The organism is Pseudomonas sp. H2_D02 (genome assembly GCF_054677635.1).
Window position 1 is genome coordinate 645,771 of sequence record NZ_CP162816.1, and the last position, 21,352, is coordinate 667,122.

General features: G+C 60.7%; 19 protein-coding genes and 2 pseudogenes. 12 read left to right on the forward strand and 9 right to left on the reverse strand.

Features of this window, described 5'->3' with window-relative positions; all coding sequences use genetic code 11:
* Positions 1-21: 21 nt before the first annotated feature.
* The 5 genes from AB4N42_RS02885 to AB4N42_RS02905 form a co-directional block, all read right to left on the reverse strand.
* Complete coding sequence (locus AB4N42_RS02885) at positions 22-2,115, reverse strand: GGDEF domain-containing protein (protein ID WP_460115853.1); 2,094 nt, start codon at positions 2,113-2,115, stop codon at positions 22-24.
* The gene (locus tag AB4N42_RS02890) at positions 2,112-2,990 is read right to left on the reverse strand and encodes an endonuclease/exonuclease/phosphatase family protein (protein WP_181289039.1); all 879 of its coding nucleotides are present in this window, start codon (positions 2,988-2,990) and stop codon (positions 2,112-2,114) included. Before AB4N42_RS02890 ends, AB4N42_RS02885 begins: the two co-directional genes overlap by 4 nt.
* Before the next feature lie 14 nt (positions 2,991-3,004).
* A complete protein-coding gene (locus tag AB4N42_RS02895; protein WP_217860749.1) occupies positions 3,005-3,649 on the reverse strand; it encodes a thiol:disulfide interchange protein DsbA/DsbL in 645 nt (214 codons plus the stop codon).
* Positions 3,650-3,846: 197 nt separating this feature from the next.
* Complete coding sequence (locus AB4N42_RS02900; protein WP_030138990.1) at positions 3,847-4,458, reverse strand: c-type cytochrome; 612 nt, start codon at positions 4,456-4,458, stop codon at positions 3,847-3,849.
* A gap of 46 nt (positions 4,459-4,504) precedes the next feature.
* Complete coding sequence (locus AB4N42_RS02905) at positions 4,505-4,795, reverse strand: c-type cytochrome (protein WP_030138991.1); 291 nt, start codon at positions 4,793-4,795, stop codon at positions 4,505-4,507.
* A 191-nt stretch (positions 4,796-4,986) separates the two neighbouring features.
* On the opposite strand from AB4N42_RS02905, the gene yihA reads away from it, so the two are divergent.
* Positions 4,987-5,628: a ribosome biogenesis GTP-binding protein YihA/YsxC gene (gene yihA / locus AB4N42_RS02910; RefSeq protein WP_030138992.1), complete on the forward strand. Its 642-nt coding sequence runs from the start codon at positions 4,987-4,989 to the stop codon at positions 5,626-5,628.
* 445 nt (positions 5,629-6,073) lie between these two features.
* On the opposite strand, the gene polA is transcribed toward yihA, so the two are convergent.
* Positions 6,074-8,842, reverse strand: coding sequence for a DNA polymerase I (polA, locus tag AB4N42_RS02915; RefSeq protein ID WP_460115854.1), 2,769 nt, complete (start codon positions 8,840-8,842; stop codon positions 6,074-6,076).
* Between the two features lie 74 nt (positions 8,843-8,916).
* Here polA and AB4N42_RS02920 point away from each other — a divergent pair, with 74 nt between their 5' ends.
* On the forward strand, positions 8,917-9,204 hold the full coding sequence (locus AB4N42_RS02920; protein ID WP_030138994.1) for a DUF2782 domain-containing protein: 288 nt from the start codon (positions 8,917-8,919) through the stop codon (positions 9,202-9,204).
* A 59-nt stretch (positions 9,205-9,263) separates the two neighbouring features.
* Positions 9,264-10,214, forward strand: a complete 951-nt coding sequence (locus AB4N42_RS02925) for a homoserine kinase (RefSeq protein ID WP_198796124.1) — start codon at positions 9,264-9,266, stop codon at positions 10,212-10,214.
* A gap of 171 nt (positions 10,215-10,385) precedes the next feature.
* Here AB4N42_RS02925 and AB4N42_RS02930 read toward each other — a convergent pair whose 3' ends face one another.
* Entirely contained in the window at positions 10,386-11,315 is a 930-nt protein-coding gene (locus AB4N42_RS02930) for a zinc ABC transporter substrate-binding protein ZnuA (protein WP_030138996.1), read from the reverse strand.
* Positions 11,316-11,381: 66 nt separating this feature from the next.
* On the opposite strand from AB4N42_RS02930, the gene zur reads away from it, so the two are divergent.
* The 4 genes and pseudogenes from zur (at position 11,382) to AB4N42_RS02950 (ending at position 14,179) form a co-directional block, all read left to right on the forward strand.
* On the forward strand, positions 11,382-11,864 hold the full coding sequence (gene zur, locus AB4N42_RS02935) for a zinc uptake transcriptional repressor Zur (protein WP_018602776.1): 483 nt from the start codon (positions 11,382-11,384) through the stop codon (positions 11,862-11,864).
* Positions 11,864-12,645, forward strand: a pseudogene (znuC, locus tag AB4N42_RS02940) (zinc ABC transporter ATP-binding protein ZnuC). Before zur ends, znuC begins: the two are co-directional and overlap by 1 nt.
* Positions 12,638-13,426, forward strand: coding sequence for a zinc ABC transporter permease subunit ZnuB (gene znuB, locus AB4N42_RS02945; protein WP_217860747.1), 789 nt, complete (start codon positions 12,638-12,640; stop codon positions 13,424-13,426). Before znuC ends, znuB begins: the two are co-directional and overlap by 8 nt.
* Positions 13,427-13,463: 37 nt before the next feature.
* A pseudogene (locus AB4N42_RS02950) lies at positions 13,464-14,179 on the forward strand (PA5502 family lipoprotein).
* A gap of 105 nt (positions 14,180-14,284) precedes the next feature.
* Here the strand turns inward: AB4N42_RS02950 and katE are convergent.
* A complete protein-coding gene (gene katE / locus AB4N42_RS02955) occupies positions 14,285-16,420 on the reverse strand; it encodes a catalase HPII (protein ID WP_460115855.1) in 2,136 nt (711 codons plus the stop codon).
* 266 nt (positions 16,421-16,686) lie between these two features.
* On the opposite strand from katE, the gene AB4N42_RS02960 reads away from it, so the two are divergent.
* The 4 genes from AB4N42_RS02960 (at position 16,687) to AB4N42_RS02975 (ending at position 19,756) form a co-directional block, all read left to right on the forward strand.
* Complete coding sequence (locus AB4N42_RS02960) at positions 16,687-17,694, forward strand: methionine ABC transporter ATP-binding protein (RefSeq protein WP_198796129.1); 1,008 nt, start codon at positions 16,687-16,689, stop codon at positions 17,692-17,694.
* The gene (locus AB4N42_RS02965; RefSeq protein ID WP_030139002.1) at positions 17,694-18,356 is read left to right on the forward strand and encodes a methionine ABC transporter permease; all 663 of its coding nucleotides are present in this window, start codon (positions 17,694-17,696) and stop codon (positions 18,354-18,356) included. The genes AB4N42_RS02960 and AB4N42_RS02965 overlap by 1 nt, the downstream gene beginning before the upstream one ends.
* A gap of 77 nt (positions 18,357-18,433) precedes the next feature.
* Positions 18,434-19,204, forward strand: coding sequence for a MetQ/NlpA family ABC transporter substrate-binding protein (locus tag AB4N42_RS02970; protein ID WP_030139003.1), 771 nt, complete (start codon positions 18,434-18,436; stop codon positions 19,202-19,204).
* 177 nt (positions 19,205-19,381) lie between these two features.
* The gene (locus AB4N42_RS02975) at positions 19,382-19,756 is read left to right on the forward strand and encodes a lysozyme inhibitor LprI family protein (protein WP_033062452.1); all 375 of its coding nucleotides are present in this window, start codon (positions 19,382-19,384) and stop codon (positions 19,754-19,756) included.
* A 78-nt stretch (positions 19,757-19,834) separates the two neighbouring features.
* Here the strand turns inward: AB4N42_RS02975 and AB4N42_RS02980 are convergent, their stop codons facing one another.
* Positions 19,835-20,485 carry a glutathione S-transferase gene (locus AB4N42_RS02980; protein WP_030139005.1) on the reverse strand — a complete coding sequence of 217 codons (651 nt, stop codon included), beginning with the start codon at positions 20,483-20,485 and terminating at the stop codon, positions 19,835-19,837.
* Between the two features lie 191 nt (positions 20,486-20,676).
* Between AB4N42_RS02980 and AB4N42_RS02985 the strand changes: the two genes are divergently transcribed.
* Positions 20,677-21,240 (forward strand): TetR/AcrR family transcriptional regulator, encoded by a 564-nt coding sequence (locus AB4N42_RS02985; protein WP_217860739.1) that lies wholly within the window; start codon positions 20,677-20,679, stop codon positions 21,238-21,240.
* The last annotated feature ends 112 nt before the right edge of the window (positions 21,241-21,352 follow it).

Genomic DNA, 21,352 nt, shown 5'->3' on the forward strand with positions numbered 1-21,352 from the left:
TAATTTGGAACAATTGAAGCCTCAGCCTAGCTCCACGCGATTACGTCCTGCATTTTTAGCCCGATATAGCGCCTGATCGGCTCTTTTAAGCACCAGATCGCTATGTTCTCCCGGTTTGAATGCCGTCATGCCCATGGACACCGTGACCGTGACCGGTTCGCCTTTGAAGTGAAACGGACAGGCTTCGATGGCCGCGCGCAACGCCTCGGCCAGTTTTGCACCAGCGGCCAGGGGCGTATCGGGGACCAGCAGGACGAATTCCTCGCCGCCGAAGCGGGCAATGAAATCGCCACCGCGTATACGCTTGCGCAGCACCGAGGCGATGAGCTTCAGCACGCGGTCGCCGGCCAGGTGGCCATAGTTGTCATTGATCCGCTTGAAATGATCCAGATCGAGCATGGCAATCAGCAAGCTGTTGCCATGCCGCTGCCATTGCTCGACTTCCCGTTCGAGACGTTCGCTCCAGGCGGCGCGGTTGGGCAAGCCCGTCAGCGGATCGACCAATGCCTTTTGCCGCTGCTCTTCCAGGTTCTCCCGAACGATCAGGGCGTCCTGCTCCATCAATGCAACGCGCTCGGCCAGGCTTTTTAGGCGAGCCGACACTTCCTGCTCGCGCAAATCCCGTTGTTTCTGGTGCTGATCCATCGTGCCGAGCAAACCTTCAAGGTGGTTTTCCAGCACGTGCTTGAGGCTCTCCAGGTCATCGGCCTGCTGCACGCTGTTTTGCAAGCCATCGACCTGCTCGCGGATCTGGGTGTCCATCTCCCTGGAGGCCGACGAATGATCGGCATGGTCTTCGCTGGCCGCCCGCAGGGTGTTTTGAAACGACTCCAGCCGATCGTTCAGCCGCTGAAGATAAGCTTCGAATTCGTGCTGGCCGCTGTCGGTGATCGCCAACATGAGCACAGCCAGGTCGTCGAGAACCGGCAGCAACTCGTACCAGTTCAGGCCGTTTTTCAGCCGTTCCCGCATGGCCTCGGCTTGAGGACGATGCCGCTCCGGCAATGTCAGGTCGCCCAGCAACCCCAGCAAGGTGTCTTCGATGTGGCGAGCGACCGAGCTGTAGGACGGCTCCGGGGAATCAGGCAGGTCGTAGGGAGACTCGTCCGGATCGACCGCCGCGGGAAGGTCGGCCGGTTCCTCCGGAACCGCTGTAGCCTCGAGGATGGGCTGGGGCGGTTCCGCTGGCGTCAGTTCGTCGGGATTCTGGACAGCGGGGGCCGGCTCGGTGGGTTCATCGGGGGTCGGCGCCGACTCGATGCTCGGCTGGGCAGGCGACACGACTGGTGCCGGTGCCGGTGCCAGTGCCGGTGCCGGTGCCGGTGCCGGTGCCAGTGCCGGTGCCGGTGCCGGTGCCGGTGCCAGTGCCGGTGCCGGTGCCGGTGCCGGTGCCGGTGCCGGATCAGGCTCATCTACTGTTTCAATGGATACCACCGGCTCGGGCGTCATGTCCGGTGCGTGGACTTGTTCCGCTTTGGATAGCGGCGGCGCTGGCGCGGCGGCTGCCGTATCAATGGCCTGGAGTTGGGAGGGCAGCAGGGCCGCTTCGGCTTCAGCCGTCAGGGCGGGCGCGGGTGTCGCTTCCGAGTGATCGTGGCCGCCAAACAGTCGTTGAAGCAGGCCGGGACGGCTCGGCTCCTCCGGCGTGTCCAGCGCCCTGATCGCCTGCCCTTGCAATTGGCTCAGCTCACTGAGCAACAGCGGGATTTCCCGCGCCTGGTCGGCCCGGGCCTCCAGTTGCTTGGAGAACTTCTTCAGGGGCCGGCTGACTTCCTTCGGCAGCGGCAGGCTCTGCAACTGGGCGACCAGGGCCGTCAGCGCCGCGCTCACCTGTTCCGCGCGGGTCTCGCGACGCTGTTCGGAATCAAGTACGGCTTTCTCCAGGCGTGGAAGCAAGGCGGCGAGGGCGGCGTCCATGTTGTCGGTACGCACCACTTCGCGCATTTCCTTCATGCACTGGTCCACGGCCCGATCGGTACCCTCGGCGGCGAGGGTGCTGCGCACCAGGCCACGACGCAACAAGTCGAGCCGAGCGTCCCAGCGGCGCTCGAGCTTTTCCTGTTGTTCGATGCTCTTGAGGTATTTTTCTCTCCAGCGTTCGGCGTCGTCGCTCATTCATCGGATCCGCGAGGGGCAGGACTCAGCGCGGGGAATGCATCAGCCGTGAGCGAACCCGGCAAACGTATTTCGACCGCGACGGGCAGGTGATCGGAAATGGGCTGGGCCAGCACCTCGACCCGTTCGAGGGTCAGGGTCGGGCTCAGCAGGATATGGTCCAGGCAGCGTTGAGGACGCCAGCTGGGGAATGTCGCTTCAAGTTGCGGAGCCAGCAGACCAAGGTCGCGCAGGGGGGAGGTCTGCAACAGGTCGGTGGCATGGGTGTTCATGTCGCCCATCAGCACCTGATGCTTGTAGCCGCCAATCAGCTCGCGAATGTACGCCAATTGCATCGTGCGGGTACGCGCCCCGAGTGCCAGGTGCATCATGACCACGATCAGCGCCTCCGGACCTTCGCCGAAACGCGCGAGGATCGCGCCGCGGCCCTTGGGGCCCGGCAGCGGATGGTCTTCGATCGCCCACGGTCGCAAGCGGCTCAACACACCATTGCTGTGCTGGCCGAGACGTCCGAGGTTGCGATTGAGTTGCTGGTACCAGTAGGGAAAGGCGCCCAGCTGGGCAAGGTGCTCGACCTGGTTGACGTAGCCGGACCTCAGGCTTCCGCCGTCGGCTTCCTGCAAGGCCACCAGATCGAAATCCTTCAACAGGTCGCCGATCTTCTGCAGATTGCCGGCGCGTCCCGTATGGGGCAGCAAATGTTGCCAACCCCGGGTCAGGTAATGCCGGTAACGTTCGGTGCTGATACCGACCTGGATATTGAAGCTGAGCAGCCGCAAACGACTGTCGGCAGGCAGGCCCGTGGACGCGACATGATGCTCGTTGACCCGTGCTTCATGCAGGCCAACAACGCGTTCGGTGCTCCAGCGGGCCATGGCAGGCGCTACGCTTAGTTGGCAGCGGCCTTGGTCGCCGCCCGCTCTTTGGCGATCAGCTTGTCGGCCAGTTGCAGTGCTTCGTTCGCGCCGCCAGCGGAGCCGATGTCAAAGCGGTATTTGCCGTTGACGATCATGGTCGGTACGCCAGTGATTTCGTATTTCTTCGCCAGCTCACGAGCCTTTTTGATCTGCCCCTGGATAGCAAAGGAGTCAAACGTGGCCAGGAACTTGTCCTTGTCGACGCCCTGGGTCGCGAGGAACTCGGCCATGTCTTCTTTCTTGGTCAGCTTCTTGCCTTCTTTCTGGATCGCATTGAACACCGCTGCGTGAACCTGGTGCTCGACGCCCATGGCTTCGAGGGTCAGGAACATCTGGCCGTGGGCGTCCCATGGGCCGCCGAACATGGCCGGAATGCGCACGAAGTTCACGTCCGAAGGCAGTTTTTCAACCCATGGGTTGATGACTGGCTCGAACGCATAGCAATGCGGGCAACCGTACCAGAACAGTTCCACCACTTCGATCTTGCCAGGCACAGCCACCGGAACGGGGTTGGTCAACTCGACGTAAGGGGCCTTCGATTCCTCGGCGTTGGCTTGGGCGGCCATGCCGAACAGGCTGGCAGCGACGAGCGCGGCGCTGATGATCAGATTACGCATGCTTTACTCCTGGACAATGAGGTGGCCTCGCGAGACCTGTTTCTAAGACAGACCGTGGCGGGTTCAAGTTCGCTAGTGTAACGGCAGCGGCCACAAAAAAGGGCGGCCAAAGCCACCCTTTTGATGTTTGCATCGACAGATTAATCGAGTGTTAACGTTGCGGGGAATGCAAACCTCACAACGCCTGGCCAACGGTCTTAATGCAGACCCTGGATATAACTCGACACAGCGGCGATGTCTTCGTCGCTCAGCTTGCGCGCGATGGTGCGCATGGTCATCGCGTCGCCGTCGTTGGCACGACCACCTTCTTCCTTGCGGAAATCGGTCAATTGCTTGGTGACGTATTGCGCGTGCTGGCCGCCCAGGTGTGGGAAGCCTGCGGCGGCGTTGCCGCTGCCATTCGGCGAGTGGCAGCCGGTGCAGGCGGGCAGGCCCTTGTCCAGGTCGCCGCCGCGGAACAGCGCTTCACCGCGAGCCACGAGTTTTGGATCAGCGGCGCCGACGCTGCCCTTCTGGCTGGCGAAATAAGCGGCGATGTCCGACAGGTCCTGATCGCTCAGGTTGGTCAGCAGGCCAGTCATTTCCAGGACGACACGCTTGCCGTCCTTGATGTCATGCAATTGCTTGGTCAGATAACGCTCGCCCTGGCCCGCCAGTTTCGGAAAGTTGGGCGCCATGCTGTTGCCATCCGGGCCGTGGCAGGCCCCGCATACGGCCGCTTTTGCCTGGCCGGCGGCGGCATCGCCTGCGGCGTGGGCTACGCCGGACATCCCCAAGGTCAACAGCAGACTCACGATCAGTTTGTTCATCAGCTAATCCAACTACGGCTAAGGGTTAAAGAGTTATGGACCGGGTTTACTCGCTCATCCACTGGATGATGGCTTGGTAATCCTCGGCACTGCAGTCCATGCACAAACCACGCGGCGGCATCGCCTTGAAACCCTGGGTCACGTGTTGCACCAGCGTCCCCATACCTTTCGCCAACCTTGGCGTCCAAGCTTCCCGGTCACCCTTGCGGGGTGCCGTGGGCAGTTGGCCGGAATGACAAGCACCACAAACACGGTTGTACACAGCTTCCGGATCCTGTGTAGCCTGAGCGCTGTAAAGCGGCATCAAGACACCGGCAGCTAGCAGCCATTTCGTCATAAAACGACCTTTTCAGGGTTGAGAGCGAGCTGCGTTCTAGTGCGCAATTTCGGTCGGTCGCTCCCGTGAGCCTCATCCTACGCTGGGACAAAGCGCACACAAAATCTGCGGCATTATATACTGGCGTCACTGAAACGGAAACGACACAGCTTGCCGCGTCCATTCCCGACGCCGCCCACATCGGAAATCCCATGCAACTGAAGAACCCTATCCTCGGCCTGTGCCAACAGTCCACCTTCATGCTCAGCGCTGCCAAAGTCGATCAATGCCCTGACGACGAAGGCTTCGAAGTGGCTTTCGCCGGGCGTTCCAACGCCGGTAAGTCCAGCGCGCTGAACACCCTGACCCATGCGAGCCTGGCCCGTACTTCGAAAACTCCGGGCCGCACACAGCTCTTGAACTTCTTCAAGCTAGACGATGAACGCCGTTTGGTCGACCTGCCCGGCTACGGTTATGCCAAGGTGCCGATTCCGCTCAAGCAGCACTGGCAACGCCACCTGGAAGCCTACCTGGGCAGCCGAGAAAGCTTGAAGGGTTTGATTCTGATGATGGACATCCGCCATCCGATGACTGACTTCGACTTGCTGATGCTCGATTGGGCAGTCGCCAGCGGCATGCCGATGCACATTCTGCTGACCAAAGCCGACAAACTCACCTACGGCGCCGCGAAGAACACGCTGCTCAAGGTGCAGTCGGAGATTCGCAAGGGCTGGGGCGATACGATCACCATCCAGTTGTTCTCGGCCCCCAAGCGCATGGGGTTGGAAGAAGCCTACACGGTGCTGGCCGACTGGATGGAGCTGGCGGACAAGGGCAGCGACGCGGCTGAATAAGCCAAATCGCAGGCAAAAAAAACCCCGGACTTCGTATGGGGAGGGGGAAGTTCGGGGTCCAAGTTCCGGACCGCTAGGGCGGGGTCCAGATATCTGCCAACACTTAACACAACATAGGAGCATTGAAGGGCTTCACCAGCCATTCAGAATCTCTGAGTGGGATTTCACGGGTTTAGTTCAGATTTTTTTTGGAAATAACTGTAGGAATTTTCAGAGCTAACGAAGCCAAGCCAGTGTTTTCGGCGATTCAATGTGGCAATGGTCTTACGAAGCAGGCCCGTAGGAGCTGTCGAGTGAAACGAGGCTGCGATCTTTCCCCTGACGCTTGAATCTCAAGTGAAAAATCTAGATCAAAAGATCGCAGCCTTCGGCAGCTCCTACTGGGCGCAGCCGAGCGGGAGCAAGCTCCCTCGCCACAAAAGCCCTGGGCCTCAGGACGTGGGAATCAGTGCGCCTCATCCCAGTTATTGCCCACACCTACTTCCACCAACAGCGGCACGTCCAGCGTGGCGGCGGCGCTCATGTGCTGGCGGATTTCCCCGCTCACCTGATCGACCAGGTCTTCGCGCACTTCCAGGACCAGTTCGTCGTGGACCTGCAGGATCACCTTCGCATCCAGCCCTGAAGTCGCCAGCCAGCGATCCACGGCCACCATGGCTTTCTTGATGATGTCAGCCGCGGTGCCTTGCATCGGCGCGTTGATGGCGGTGCGCTCGGCGCCTTTGCGCAGGGCCGGGTTCTTCGCGTTGATGTCCGGCAGGTACAAGCGACGACCGAAAATGGTTTCGACGAAACCTTGCTCGGCCGCCTGGGCGCGGGTGCGCTCCATGTATTCCAGCACACCCGGGTAACGGGCGAAGTAGCGGTCGATGTAGGCCTGGGACTGCTTGCGATCAACGCCGATCTGCTTGGCCAGGCCAAACGCGCTCATGCCATAGATCAAGCCGAAGTTGATCGCTTTGGCGCTGCGACGCTGATCATGGGTGACGGCTTGCAGTTCGACGCCGAACACTTCCGCAGCGGTGGCACGGTGCACATCCAGGTCGTTGCGGAACGCATGGAGCAGACCTTCATCCTTGGCCAGGTGCGCCATGATCCGCAGCTCGATCTGCGAATAGTCCGCCGCCAGCAGCTTGTAGCCTTTCGGCGCGACGAAGGCCTGGCGGATGCGCCGACCTTCGGCCGTGCGGATCGGAATGTTCTGCAGGTTCGGGTCGATGGACGACAGGCGTCCGGTCGCAGCGACGGCTTGCTGGTAGTTGGTATGGACGCGTCCGGTGCGGCTGTTGATCTGCTCCGGCAGGCGATCGGTGTAGGTGCTCTTGAGCTTGCTCAGCGAGCGGTACTGCATCAGCACCTTGGGCAGCGGGTAATCCTGTTCCGCCAGCTCGGCGAGCACCGCTTCGGCGGTGGACGCCTGGCCCTTGGCGGTTTTGCTGAGCACCGGCAGGCCAAGTTTTTCGTACAGGATGACGCCCAATTGCTTCGGCGAGCCCAGGTTGAATTCCTCGTCGGCAATGGCAAACGCCTCACGCTCCAACGCCACCAGTTTCTCGCCCAACTCGACACTCTGCGCGCCCAGCAGGTTGGCATCGACCAGCGCCCCTTGGCGCTCGATCCGCGCCAGGACCGGCATCAATGGCATTTCAATCTCGCTGAGTACCTTGCCCAGGCTCGGCGTGGCGGCCAGTTTTTCCTGCAAGGCCTGGTGCAGGCGGAAGGTTACGTCGGCGTCTTCGGCGGCATAAGGCCCCGCCAGCTCCAGGGATATCTGGTCGAAGGTCAGTTGCTTGACGCCTTTGCCCGCGATGTCCTGGAAGTCGGTCTTGCTTTGGCCCAGGTACTTGAGCGCCAGGCTGTCCATGTCGTGGCGAGTCGCGGTGGAATCCAGCACGTAGGATTCAAGCATGGTATCGAAGGCAATGCCTTGGACCAGGATGCCGTTGTCTTGGTCGCCACCGATGGCGCAGTTGGCCAGGATATTGGTTTCGAACTTGGCGTGCTGGCCGACCTTGAGCTTGTTCGGATCTTCCAGCAGCGGCTTGAGCGCCTTGAGCACCGTGTCGCGGTCCAACTGCTCGGGCACGCCCATGTAGGAATGCGTCAGCGGGATATACGCCGCTTCGAAAGGCGCCACGGCAAACGACAACCCAACGAGTTGCGAGTGCTGGGCATCGCCTCCGTTGGTTTCGGTGACGAAGGCAAACAGCGGCGCCTTGTCGAGTTTCGCCAGCCACGCGTCGAAGCGCGCCTGGTCAAGGATGACTTCGTACTTGGCCTCGGCAGCGCCGGGCTGTTCTTCGGCAACTTCGACGATCTCCTGGCCGGCACGCTTGGCGTCCCGCTGGTTTTCTTCGAACCAGCTCTTGAACTCCAGCAAGGTGTAAAGCTCGGCCAGTTTCTCGTGATCCGGGGCGCCCATCTGCAAGTCGTCGAGGCCGACATCCAGCGGCACGTCGGTCTTGATGGTCGCCAGCTCGTAGGAGAGGAAGGCCATTTCCTTGTGCTCTTCGAGCTTGGCGGCCAGGGTCTTGGCTCCGCGAATTGGCAGCGTGGCGACAATATCCAGCTGTGAATACAGTTCGGTCAGGCCGCCATTGACGCCCACCAGCAGGCCGGAAGCGGTCTTCGGCCCGATGCCCGGAACGCCCGGGATGTTGTCGGACGAATCGCCCATCAACGCCAGGTAATCGATGATCTGCTCCGGAGCGACGCCAAACTTCTCCTTCACGCCAGCCACGTCCAGGGCGCTACCGGTCATCGTGTTGACCAAGGTAATGTGCCCATCGACCAACTGCGCCATGTCCTTGTCGCCGGTGGAGATCACCACCGGACGGTCAGCCGCCGCGCTGCTGCGCGCCAGGGTGCCGATCACGTCATCGGCCTCGACGTTGTCCACGCACAGCAGCGGGAAGCCCAGGGCCTTGACGCTGGCGTGCAGCGGCTCGATCTGCACCCGCATGTCGTCGGGCATGCTCGGGCGATTAGCCTTGTATTCGGCGTACAGCGCATCGCGAAACGTCCCACCCTTGGCGTCGAACACCACGGCGAACGGACTGTCCGGGTACTGCTTGCGCAGACTCTTGAGCATGTTCAGCACGCCCTTGACCGCGCCTGTCGGCAGGCCTTTGGACGTGGTCAGCGGTGGCAGCGCGTGAAAGGCGCGGTACAGATAAGAAGAACCGTCCACCAGGACGAGGGGGGCTTGGCTCATGAGCAGGATCAACCTTTTCGGCGGGTCCAAGGCTAGAATAGCGGGACCGTTGACGACAAAGGGACAAGGTTATCATGCGTACACTAAATCGCCTGTTACTCGCTGGCTTGTTTGCATTCACCCCGATAGCCGTCATGGCGGCGGACGACGCACCCTCGGCGGACCCGGATGTCACCATCCGCACCGAAGGCGACAAAACCATCCAGGAATATCGGCAAAACGGCTTTCTGTACGCGATCAAGGTCACGCCCAAGAACGGCAAGCCTTATTTCCTGGTACGCGCCGACGGCACTGATGCAAACTTCATCCGCTCGGACCAGCCGGATATGCTGATCCCTTCGTGGAAAATCTTTGAGTGGTGATGCCGCTCCCGACTTCAACCGGCGCCCGCTGAAGGGCGCCCGTACTGGCAGTTTTAACCATGTCTGTGTTCACGCCCCTGGCTCGACCCGAGCTGGAAACCTTTCTCGCCCCTTATGGGCTTGGCCGTCTACTTGATTTCCAGGGGATTGCTGCCGGCAGCGAAAACACCAATTTTTTCATCAGCCTGGAGCAGGGTGAATTCGTCCTGACCCTGGTCGAACGTGGCCCGGTGCAGGAAATGCCGTTCTTCATCGAACTGCTGGACGTTCTGCACGACGCCAATCTGCCGGTGCCTTACGCCTTGCGTACGACAGACGGCGTTGCGCTGCGGGAACTGGCGGGCAAACCGGCGCTGCTGCAACCGCGCCTGGCCGGCAAGCACATCAAGCAGGCCAACGCCCAGCACTGCGCCCAGGTCGGCGAATTGCTCGCGCATCTGCACTTGGCGACCAAGGACAACATGATCAAACGCAAGACCGATCGTGGCCTGGACTGGATGGAGGAGGAGGGCGGCAAACTGCTGTCGCACCTTGATACCGAGCCACGTCAGTTGCTGGAAGCTGCGCTGGAGGAAATTTCGCTGAAGAAAGTCGGCATCCTGGCGCTGCCCCGGGCCAACATCCATGCCGACCTGTTCCGCGACAACGCGATGTTCGAAGGTACGCACCTGACCGGGCTGATCGATTTCTATAACGCCTGCTCCGGGCCGATGCTGTATGACGTCGCCATCGCCTTGAATGACTGGTGTTCGGATGACGACGGCGTGCTCGATGGCCCACGGGCGAGGGCATTGCTGGGCGCCTATGCGGCGCTACGGCCGTTCACCGCCGCCGAGGCGCAACTGTGGCCGACCATGCTGCGTGTGGCATGCGTGCGGTTCTGGTTGTCGCGGCTGATCGCCGCCGAGTCGTTCGCTGGTCAGGATGTGTTGATCCACGATCCGATGGAATTCCAGCAGCGGTTGGCGCAGCGGCAGAAGGTCCACGCGTTGTTGCCTTTCGCCCTATAACAGCAGGCGACGCGAAGCTGACTGCTCTTGTGGCGAGGGGATTTATCCCCGCTGGGCTGCGCAGCAGCCCCTTGCTTTCTATTGGCGGACCGTGGCGGCTGATATTTTTTGGGGGCCGCTTCGCGCCCCAGCGGGGATAAATCCCCTCGCCACAGGTTCTGCGTTGACAGGCTATAGCGACTCCAAACACCCCGCCAAATCATTCCCCAACTTCTCCAACAACTGCTCATACCCCTGCGCCGTCGCCGGGGTGTAGCCACCCAGCGCGTCCAGCTCCGCCAGTTTCACCGGCAACCCGGCCACCAGGGTTTCGGCCAGGCGCGGGCGCAACGGTGGTTCGCTGAAGACGCAGGTCTTGCCCACCGCCTGCAAGCGCGTGCGCATGGCCGCCACGTGCTGGGCGCCGGGCTGGACTTCGGCGGCCACGGCGAACACCCCGGCGTGCTTGAGTCCATAGTTGTCTTCGAAATAATCGAATGCTTCATGGAAGACGAAATACGGCTTGCCCGCGATCCCGGCCAAGCGTGTCTTGAGGCGCGCGTCCAAGGCATCGAGGCGCTGGTTGAAACCCTTGAGGTTGCTTTGATAACGGGCAGCATTCGCCGGATCCGCTGCGCTCAGGTCAGCCGCCATCCTGGCGGCGATCACGCGCGCATTGTGCGGCGACAGCCACAGGTGGGCATCCACGGTGCCGGGGCGATGATCATGATCGTGCTCATCGCCGCCATCGTCATGATCTTCGTGGGACGCGCTGTCCTCGGCGAAATGACGCAACGTGAGCCCCGGTAGGTCCTGCACCGCAACCGATGGCAACGTACGACCGTTCAGCACACGCGGTAGGAAACCTTCCATGTCCGGCCCGATCCAGTACAGCAGGTCCACCGATTGCACCTTGCGCACATCGGAGGGCCGCAACGCGTAGTGATGGGGCGAAGCGCCCGGTGGCAGCAGCACTTCCGGAACGGCCACGCCGTCCTGCACGGCGGCGGCAATCAATTGCAACGGCTTGATGCTGGTGAGCACCTTGACGTCGGCCTGGGCCGAGCCAATCAGCAGGAAACTTGCGACAAAAGCGACAAAGAGCGAAAAAAATCGGGACACGATGACCACTCGAAGAGGCGAGAACGGGTAACATAATAACGTCTCTCACTGAACTCGTCGCTGCCCATGCCTATTACACCCCTCGCCAGCCGTCCCCACGATCACTCCCACTGCGTGCACAGCGCGCTGTCCGAGGCCGATGCCATTTGCGCGCGCCAAGGGTTGCGCCTGACAGCCCTGCGTCGGCGGGTGCTGGAATTGGTCTGGCAAAGCCACAAGCCACTGGGCGCGTATGACATTCTCGCGGTGCTCAGCGAGCAGGACGGCCGTCGTGCCGCGCCGCCAACCGTCTACCGTGCCCTGGATTTCCTCCTGGAAAATGGCCTGGTGCATCGCATTTCGTCGCTGAACGCCTTCGTCGGCTGCAACCATCCGGAACACGCCCACCAAGGCCAGTTCCTGATCTGCCGCGAATGCCACGCCGCCATCGAGCTGGAACAGAAATCCATCAGCGATGCCATCATCGCCAGCGCCAAGGACGTCGGCTTCGTGGTCGACACCCAGACCGTCGAAGTGGTCGGCCTCTGCTCCGGCTGCCAGGGGGCCTGATGAACAACGCGCTGATCCGCCTCGAGCAGGTGGCCGTGACGTTCGCCGGGCAGAACGTGCTGGATAATATCCATTTAAGCGTCGAACCGGGGCAGATCGTGACGTTGATCGGCCCCAACGGTGCCGGCAAGACCACCCTGGTGCGCGCCGTGCTGGGGCTGCTCAAGCCGGACAGCGGTAGCGTCTGGCGCAAGCCTCGGTTGCGCGTCGGTTACATGCCGCAAAAACTCCATGTCGATCCAACGTTGCCGCTGTCGGTCCTGCGATTCCTGCGTTTGGTACCGGGCGTGGATCGTGAACGCGCCTTGGCCGCGCTGAAGGAAGTCGGCGCCGAGCAGGTGATCGACAGCCCGGTCCAGAGTGTTTCCGGCGGCGAGATGCAGCGGGTATTACTGGCCCGTGCCCTGTTGCGCGAGCCCGAACTGCTGGTGCTCGACGAGCCGGTGCAAGGGGTCGATGTAGCGGGACAGGCCGAGCTGTACAGCTTGATAACCCGTTTGCGCGACCGCCATGGCTGCGGCGTGTTGATGGTGTCCCACGACCTTCACCTGGTCATGAGCACCACCGACCAGGTGGTCTGCCTGAACCGTCACGTCTGCTGTTCCGGGCATCCTGAACAGGTCAGCGGCGATCCGGCTTTCGTCGAGCTGTTCGGAAAGAACGCACAGAGTCTGGCGATTTATCATCACCACCATGACCATGCCCATGACCTGCACGGTTCGGTGGTCAACCCCCTTCTGCTTCAAAACATGTTCATGGAGACGGCTGCAAGCATGGCTGATTTTCTGTTGTACGCCCTGCTTGCAGGCTTGGCGCTCGCGCTGGTGGCCGGTCCACTGGGGTCGTTCGTGGTCTGGCGGCGCATGGCCTATTTTGGCGACACCTTGTCCCACGCGGCGCTGCTTGGCGTGGCCATGGGTTTTCTGCTGGACGTCAGCCCGGCCATCGCGGTGACGGTTGGCTGCCTGCTGCTCGCGGTGGTGCTGGTGACCTTGCAACAACGCCAGCCGCTGGCGTCCGACACGCTGCTGGGCATCCTGGCGCCGAGCACGCTGTCGCTCGGGCTGGTAGTGCTGAGCTTCATGCGGGACGTGCGGATCGACCTGATGGCCTATCTGTTCGGCGACTTGCTGGCGATCAGTCCGACGGACCTTGCCTGGATCCTCGGCGGCAGCGCGGCGGTGCTGCTGTTGCTGGTGACGCTGTGGCGTCCGTTGCTGGCGGTCACCGTCCATGAAGAGCTGGCGCGAGTCGAAGGTTTGCCCGTGGTGGGCCTGCGCTTGGCACTGATGCTGTTGATCGCGGTGGTCATCGCCGTGGCGATGAAAATCGTCGGCGTCTTGCTGATTACCTCATTGCTGATCATTCCTGCGGCTGCGGCACAGCGTCACGCCCGCTCACCCGAGCAGATGGCCTTGGGTGCAAGCCTGCTGGGCATGCTCGCGGTGTGTGGCGGGCTGGCACTGTCCTGGTTCAAGGACACCCCGGCCGGCCCATCGATCGTGGTCAGCGCCGCTGCGTTGTTTCTGCTGAGTTTTGTCCTGCCCCGTCGAGGGGTGTAGACTTGCTCGCTTTTTGCGCAAATAGAGAGTCGCAGGAATGAAGCCGTTCGCCTCCCGTTATCTGCTCCTTGTCGCGTTTTCCCTGCTGCTGGGTGCCTGCCAGAGCACGCCGCCAGTCGTCGAGGCCCCTGATACAAGGGCTCCGGCCATTGCCCAGCTCGAACAAAGCCTGGCCAGCAATGAGCTGGCCACCGCTGAAGACCAATTGGCCGCTTTGCAAAGCCAGGCGCCCGAAGATCACTCGCTGGAGCCCTACCAACGGCAACTGGCCGAGGCGTACCTGCGCCGCAGCCAGATCGATCTGCAAAAAGGCGATGTAAACGCCGCCGCCACTGCCCTGAGCCGTGCCCGGGCCTTGATGCCAAAGGCTCCAGCGCTGACCGGCGAAGTCAACAGTGCCATTGCCGAGGCCCGCAAGGCCGAGCTGGATAAAGCCGAAGCAGACCTCAAGGCTGCCGAAGCAAAACCCGTCGCCAAGGTGATCGACCCGAGCGCGCCGAGCACCACCGTTGCGCTTAACCTCGCTGATATACAGCAAATGCGTCGGCAATTAGATGCCATCGCCGCCGATGTGGTGAGTTATCAGTGTGACGTCAGCATCCAGGCGCCACGCACCAATGACTATCCATGGCTGGCGACGTTGCTGACAAAGCGGGTCAAGAAGCTTGATCCGGGGTTTGACTTGAAACTGCAGAAGCAGATTTTGCGCAGTGTGCTTAAGCACAGATGGTGCTAACGCCGCGTAAGCCCTAAAAGCATCGCGAGCAAGCTCGCTCCCACAGTGGTTTGTGTCGATCACGAAACCCCATGTGGGAGCGAGCTTGCTCGCGATAGCGCCCTACCAGACAACAAATCTCTTTAGGCCGGAACCGCCTTGGCCTTCGGCTCCCGCGCCCAAACCCGATGCTGGGCAATCGCCGCAAAAAACCGCGAAAAACCGCTCGCATCCGCATCTTCGATCAACCCCGCATCCACCTCCAGCTTCAACTCCACCAACAGCTGCCGGGCCTCACCATGAAGCCCAATGGCTTTCAGATGCTTGTAGGCCTCCAGCACGTAATGCAACGCCACGCCGTCGCGACTCAAGGCCTTGATCGACTCCGCACCGCCTGGCACGAACACCGCGTCAAAGGCAATCGACGGCAGGCCTTCCATGGACGCATCCACCGCCAGCGTCTGCCCATCCGCCGTGGTGACCGGCGCCGAGGTCGGCCCCAGCACTTTGGCGTGGGCACCTTCGGCCTCCAGGGCTTGCTTGAGTGCATTGATGACCGCCCCATCGACACCGTTGGCCACCAATACCGCCACTTTGCGCGTCTTGATGTCGCCAGAGAGCAGGTTCGCCTGGCTCAAGGCCGGGGATTGCTCCAGCGATGGCGTCGGGACATCAACCGTACCGGCGCTCGGTGCCGGCAAGCCAAGGTTCTTGGCAACTCGCCCGGCCAGTTCCAGGTCGATGTTGGCGAGGATCTCGTTCACCTGCCGCGCCCGGATGAATTCACGCTCCACTTTTCCCAGTTCAAAGCTGTAGGCCGCAATGATGTGTTCTTTTTCGTGGGGGCTCATGCTTTTGTAAAACAGCCGTGCCTGGGAGAAATGATCGCCAAACGAATCGCTGCGCTGGCGAATCTTGTGAGCGTCGATACGCTCCGGATAACTTTCAAAACCGCCATCCTGTGGGCCGGGCGGCGTCTCTTTCGGCCAACCGCCATCGATGGAGTTCGGCTCGTAGGACGCACGTCCCTTGTCGATGGTAGTGCGGTGCATGGCATCCCGCTGGCCGTTGTGCACGGGCGTGATTGCGCGATTGATCGGCAACTCATGAAAATTCGGCCCACCGAGTCGGCTGATCTGCGTATCGGTGTAGGAAAACAGCCGGCCTTGCAGCAACGGGTCATTGGTGAAATCGATGCCCGGCACGATATGCCCGGGGCAGAACGCAACCTGCTCGACTTCGGCGAAGAAATTATCCGGGTTACGGTTCAGCACCATCTTGCCCAGCGGCGTGATGGGCACCAGCTCTTCGGGAATAATCTTGGTTGGGTCGAGCAGATCGAAGTCGAACTTGTGCTCGTCTTCCTCGGCAACGATTTGCACGCCGAATTCCCATTCCGGGTAATCGCCCATCTCGATGGATTCCCAGAGGTCGCGACGGTGGTAGTCGGTATCCTTGCCTGCAAGCTTCTGGGCTTCGTCCCACACCAAGGAACAGGTCCCAGCCTTGGGTCGCCAGTGGAATTTGACGAAGCTGCTCAGGCCTTCGGCGTTGATCATGCGGAAGGTGTGCACGCCAAAACCTTGCATGGTGCGCAGGCTTTTTGGAATGGCCCGGTCAGACATCGCCCAAATCACCATGTGAGCCGATTCCGGCACCAGTGAGACAAAATCCCAGAACGTGTCGTGGGCCGAGCCGCCGGTGGGAATCTCGTTGTGGGGCTCGGGTTTAACCGCGTGGACGAAGTCTGGAAACTTCACCGCGTCCTGGATGAAAAACACCGGCATGTTATTGCCCACCAGGTCGAAGTTGCCTTCGTCGGTGAAGAACTTCACGGCAAAGCCACGCACGTCCCGCACGGTGTCACCGGAACCCCGCGGACCTTGCACAGTGGAAAAACGCACGAACACTGGCGTCTTTTTACTCGGGTCCTGTAGGAAACCGGCCTTGGTCAGGGCCGAATGCGCTTCATAGCTTTGGAAATAACCATGGGCGCCAGTCCCGCGGGCATGAACGATGCGCTCCGGGATGCGTTCGTGGTCAAAGTGCGTGATTTTCTCACGCATGATGAAATCTTCCAGCAGCGACGGCCCACGCGCACCCGCCCGGAGCGTGTTCTGGTTATCAGCGATTTTTACGCCCTGGTTGGTACGCAACGCCTGTTCGGTGGCGTCGGAGCGAAACTGCTCCAGGCTCTCGAGTTTGGCGTTGGTATTGCTACGGTCCAGGGTATCGGTCCCGGCCAATTGGCTGGGGGCGGCAGGTTTGTTAATGCTCATCAGGCATGACTCCTCGTTGCGATCCCCGCCATGGCCAGGACCCATGAGTTCGATGCGCCAGGCACGGCACCTGGGCATGTTTTGAGTTGCTTAATGAGTGACCGATGGCGTTTCGCTGTGTTCCTTTTATCTGTCCTTTGATCGCCTTATTGCCAAATCACTGGTTCATTCTCAAATAAATGCTAAGAACCTCTATACGGACAGGCTAAAATGCGCGCCCGGCTAACCGCTGATCCTTTTTCAACGCGCCCCACAAGGTTCGCTACGTGATCGAGTTTCAAAATGTGCATAAAACCTACCGGGTTGCCGGTAGGGATATCCCCGCCCTGCATCCGACCAGTCTGACGATTGAGAACGGCCAGGTCTTCGGCCTGATTGGCCATTCCGGTGCAGGAAAAAGTACCCTGCTGCGCCTGATCAATCGCCTTGAAGATTCCACGGGCGGAAAGATCATCGTCGACGGTGAAGAAGTCACCGCCCTGGACGCCAGCGGCCTGCGCCGCTTCCGCCAGCAAGTCGGAATGATTTTCCAGCACTTCAACCTGCTGGCGTCCAAGACCGTGGCCGACAACGTCGCGCTGCCGCTGACGCTGGCTGGTGAATTGTCCCGCAGCGAAATAGACCAGCGCGTCGCCGAGCTGCTGGCGCGGGTAGGGCTGTCCGACCACGCCCGCAAATACCCGGCGCAACTGTCCGGCGGCCAAAAACAGCGCGTCGGCATCGCCCGCGCCCTGGCGACCAAACCCAAGATCCTGCTATGCGACGAAGCCACCAGCGCCCTCGACCCGCAGACCACCGCTTCGGTGCTGCAACTGCTGGCGGAGATCAACCGCGAGCTGAAGCTGACCATCGTGCTGATCACCCATGAAATGGACGTGATCCGCCGCGTTTGCGACCAAGTGGCCGTGATGGACGCCGGCGTGATCGTCGAGCAAGGCCCGGTGGCCGAGGTGTTCCTGCATCCGAAGCACCCGACCACCAAGCGTTTTGTCCAGGAAGACGAGCAGATCGACGAAAGCGAACAGCGCGACGATTTCGCCCACGTCCCAGGGCGTATCGTGCGTCTGACGTTCCAGGGCGAAGCGACCTACGCGCCATTGCTCGGCACCGTCGCCCGGGAAACCGGTGTGGACTACAGCATCCTGGCCGGTCGCATCGACCGCATCAAAGACACCCCCTACGGGCAACTGACCCTCGCCATCACCGGCGGTGACATGGAGGCGGCATTCGCCCGCTTCACCGCGGCCGATGTCCACATGGAGGTGCTGCGCTGATGGAATTTTTTGCAAACGTCGACTGGCTGGAAATCTGGCTGGCAACCGGCGACACCTTCCTGATGCTGTTCGGCTCGCTGCTGTTCACCGTCCTGCTCGGCTTGCCCCTGGGCGTGTTGCTGTTCCTGTGCAGCCCGCGCCAACTGCTCGAAGCCCGCGGCGTTTATGCGCTGCTGTCGCTGATCGTCAACATCCTGCGTTCGCTGCCGTTCATCATCCTGTTGATCGTGATGATCCCGTTCACGGTGTTGATCACCGGCACCTCCCTAGGCGTGGCCGGCGCGATCCCACCGCTGGTGGTCGGCGCCACACCGTTCTTCGCCCGCCTGGTGGAAACCGCCTTGCGCGAAGTCGACCGCGGCATCATCGAAGCCACCCAAGCCATGGGCGCGACCACGCGGCAGATCATCGTCAACGCCTTGCTGCCGGAAGCCCGTCCGGGCATTTTTGCAGCGATTACGGTGACAGCGATTACGCTGGTGTCCTACACGGCCATGGCCGGTGTGGTCGGCGCCGGCGGTTTGGGTGACCTGGCGATCCGCTTCGGCTACCAGCGTTTCCAGACCGACGTCATGGTCGTGACCGTGGTGTTGCTGCTGGTCCTGGTTCAGGTCCTGCAAACCGTGGGCGACAAGCTGGTTGTGCATTTCTCTAGAAAATAAGGCCTCGCGCCCATAAACATGAGCCGGCCATTCGCTGGCAGGCGCCGAGAGCAGGCGCCTCAAAAGGAGTTAGCTGAATGAAAAAACTACTGGTTGCCTTCGCTGCTGCCGCCGCGTTCTCCGCCCACGCCGACACCCTGACCGTCGCGGCCACGCCCGTGCCCCACGCGGAAATCCTCGAATTCGTCAAACCGGCGTTGGCGAAGGAAGGCGTGGATTTGAAGGTCAAAGTCTTCACCGACTATATCCAGCCGAACGTGCAGGTCGCGGAAAAGCGCCTGGACGCCAACTTCTTCCAGCACCAGCCGTACCTGGATGAGTTCAACAAGGCCAAGGGCACGCATCTGGTGAGCGTGGCCGGCGTGCACCTGGAACCCCTGGGTGCTTACTCCAGCAAGTACAAGGCACTGACCGAATTGCCGGGCGGCGCTAACGTAGTGATCCCGAACGACGCTACCAATGGCGGTCGTGCGCTGTTGTTGCTGGCTAAGGCTGGGATTATCAAGCTGAAGGACTCGGGCAACATCCTGTCCACTACCAAGGACATCGTTGAGAACCCAAAGGATCTGAAATTCCGTGAGCTGGAAGCGGCGACTATCCCGCGGGTGCTGACCCAGGTGGATCTGGCGTTGATCAATACCAACTATGCGTTGGAGGCCAAGCTTGATCCTTCCAAGGATGCGTTGGTGATTGAAGGTAACGACTCGCCTTATGTGAACATCCTGGTGGCTCGTGAGGATGACAAGGACAGTGAGGCGATGAAGAAGCTGGTCGCCGCGCTGCATACGCCGGAAGTGAAGGCTTTTATTCTTGAGAAGTACAAAGGCGCGGTTTTGCCGGCGTTTTGAGCTGATTGGGTGTGAAAAGAACGGGGCTGCGTGGGAACGCAGGCCCGTTTTTTTTGCAGCGTTTGTCCATCGTTCGGGCCGAATAAACCCTGGGATCTGCTTCATTGTTCCATAACCCTCATGATAAATTCGCGCCGCGACCTCTAATCAATAGAGGGCATTCAGGGAGAGAAGTGAGTGATCAAGTCTTTGTTGGTTGGGGCATTGCTGGCAATGGCATCCGCATCGGCGTCTGCGATGAGTTGCGACAACCCTAGAAACGCCTATGACAGAACCTATTGCGCGTCGCTGAAAATGGTTCAGTCGGATCAGGACATCAATGATCAATACAAGAAGACGATGAGTGCCCTGAACCCGGATCAAAAGAAAAAGGTGAAAGCCGCTCAAATCCAGTGGATCAAAAATCGTGACAGCGCCTGCTCCAACGATGGCCTGCTCTACCTGGACTGCGCCAATGAGAAGACCGAGGCGCGTATCGTCATACTCAAGGCTGTGGAGCGCGAGTGCCGTGCTGCCGGTTGCGACGACGCCAAGCTGTCGCAAGTCGAGTAATCCGATAAGCACGTCGAACTTGCAGTCGTACCCACGAAAACCCGACGTAAAGCGTCGGGTTTTTCTTTTTTATCAGCGCTACGCGGCGCCACGCTCGACCATCGCGCGCCATGCCCGGACGCTGGGGCGCTCCTGCATCCTGGCGTGCCAGGCTCGAAGTGCTAGGCACTCTCCAGGCACGGGGAGCTGCACCAGCGAGGCGAAGATCATCCCGCCCAGTACCGCAATGTCTGCCATCGAGAATTTCTCGCCCGCCACAAAGGGCTGGTCTTTGAGCAGGCTGTCGAAATAGCGCATGCCTCTGATCGCCTTGTCGCGCATCCGGCCGCCCCACTCGGCGTTCTGGTACAGCTCGACATCTGGGCCGAGGCCCGGCGTGGCATGGTGGAAGTACACACTGACGGCGTCGAGAAATTCGAGCTCGGCACGCTTGGTCATCATGTGGATAAGGCCCTTTTCCAGAGGCGTTTCGCCCGTCAGCGTCGGTTCGCCGACGAGGCTATCCAGGTATTGGGTAATCGCCGTGCATTCGGCGATCAGCGTCCCATCGTTCAGCTCCAGCACGGGCAGTGTCCCGGAGTAATTGATGGCGAGGAATTCCGGTTTCTTGTGCTCACCGGTCCAGAGATTCACCGGAATGAATTCGATTTTCGGCAACAAGCCTTTTTCCGCCAGTGCAATGCGCACGCGGGCGGGGTAGGGGCCGTTGAACCAATCGTAGATTTTCATTTCAGGAACCGTTGAAACGTCAGCGCGCTGTTGTGAAGGAGACATGATTCGAGCACCTGCCTGTCAATTGGTAGGTGAAAGATTGAGCTGATATTTTAACCCCGTCAATCCCCTACCTGACAATTGGCAGGTAGGGGATCCGGGCGTAGAATCGCGTCCAACTGAATCAAATCTCGTAACGAGGCGGTAACGTGAACGAAAATGCTCGAGAAGCCATCTTGGCGGCAGCGAAATCCGCTGCCCAACTGCACGGTTACAGTGGGATCAATTTCCGTAGCATTGCCGAAGCGGTGGGCATCAAGAACGCCAGCATTTACTACCACTTTCCGAGCAAGGCAGGGCTGGCTGCCGCGGTTGCCGAGCGCTACTGGCAAGACGTGCAGCAGGTGCTTGAAGGGATACGCGCCGCCAATCCCGAGCCGAAGGTGTGCGTTCAGTTGTATCCATCCATTTTTCGAAAGTCGCTTGAGGACGGGAACAGGCTATGTCTGTCCAGCTTCATGGCCGCCGAATACGAAGATCTTCCCGATGAAGTCTTGCGGGAGATCCGCGCGTTTGCGGACGTTAACGTGACATGGCTTGCCCAGGTGTTGGCCGATGTCGAAGTGGGCAGCGCGGCAGAATGTGAGCGCCGAGCCCGTGCCATCTACACCGCTGTTGCGGGTGCCCAGTTGATCGCGCGGACTCGGGCGGATGTCGGTCTGTACGATGATTTGATATTGAGTTACCGGGAGACAGGGTTGATTCCAGCCTGATCCTGGTTGTCGTCAGGAAGGAATGGTTGGGGCGTCTGACGTTTTGCTAAATCCCCTCGCCACAGTAATTCAGTTGTTTGCATTGGTGGCAGGGTGCCACAATCGCCGTTTT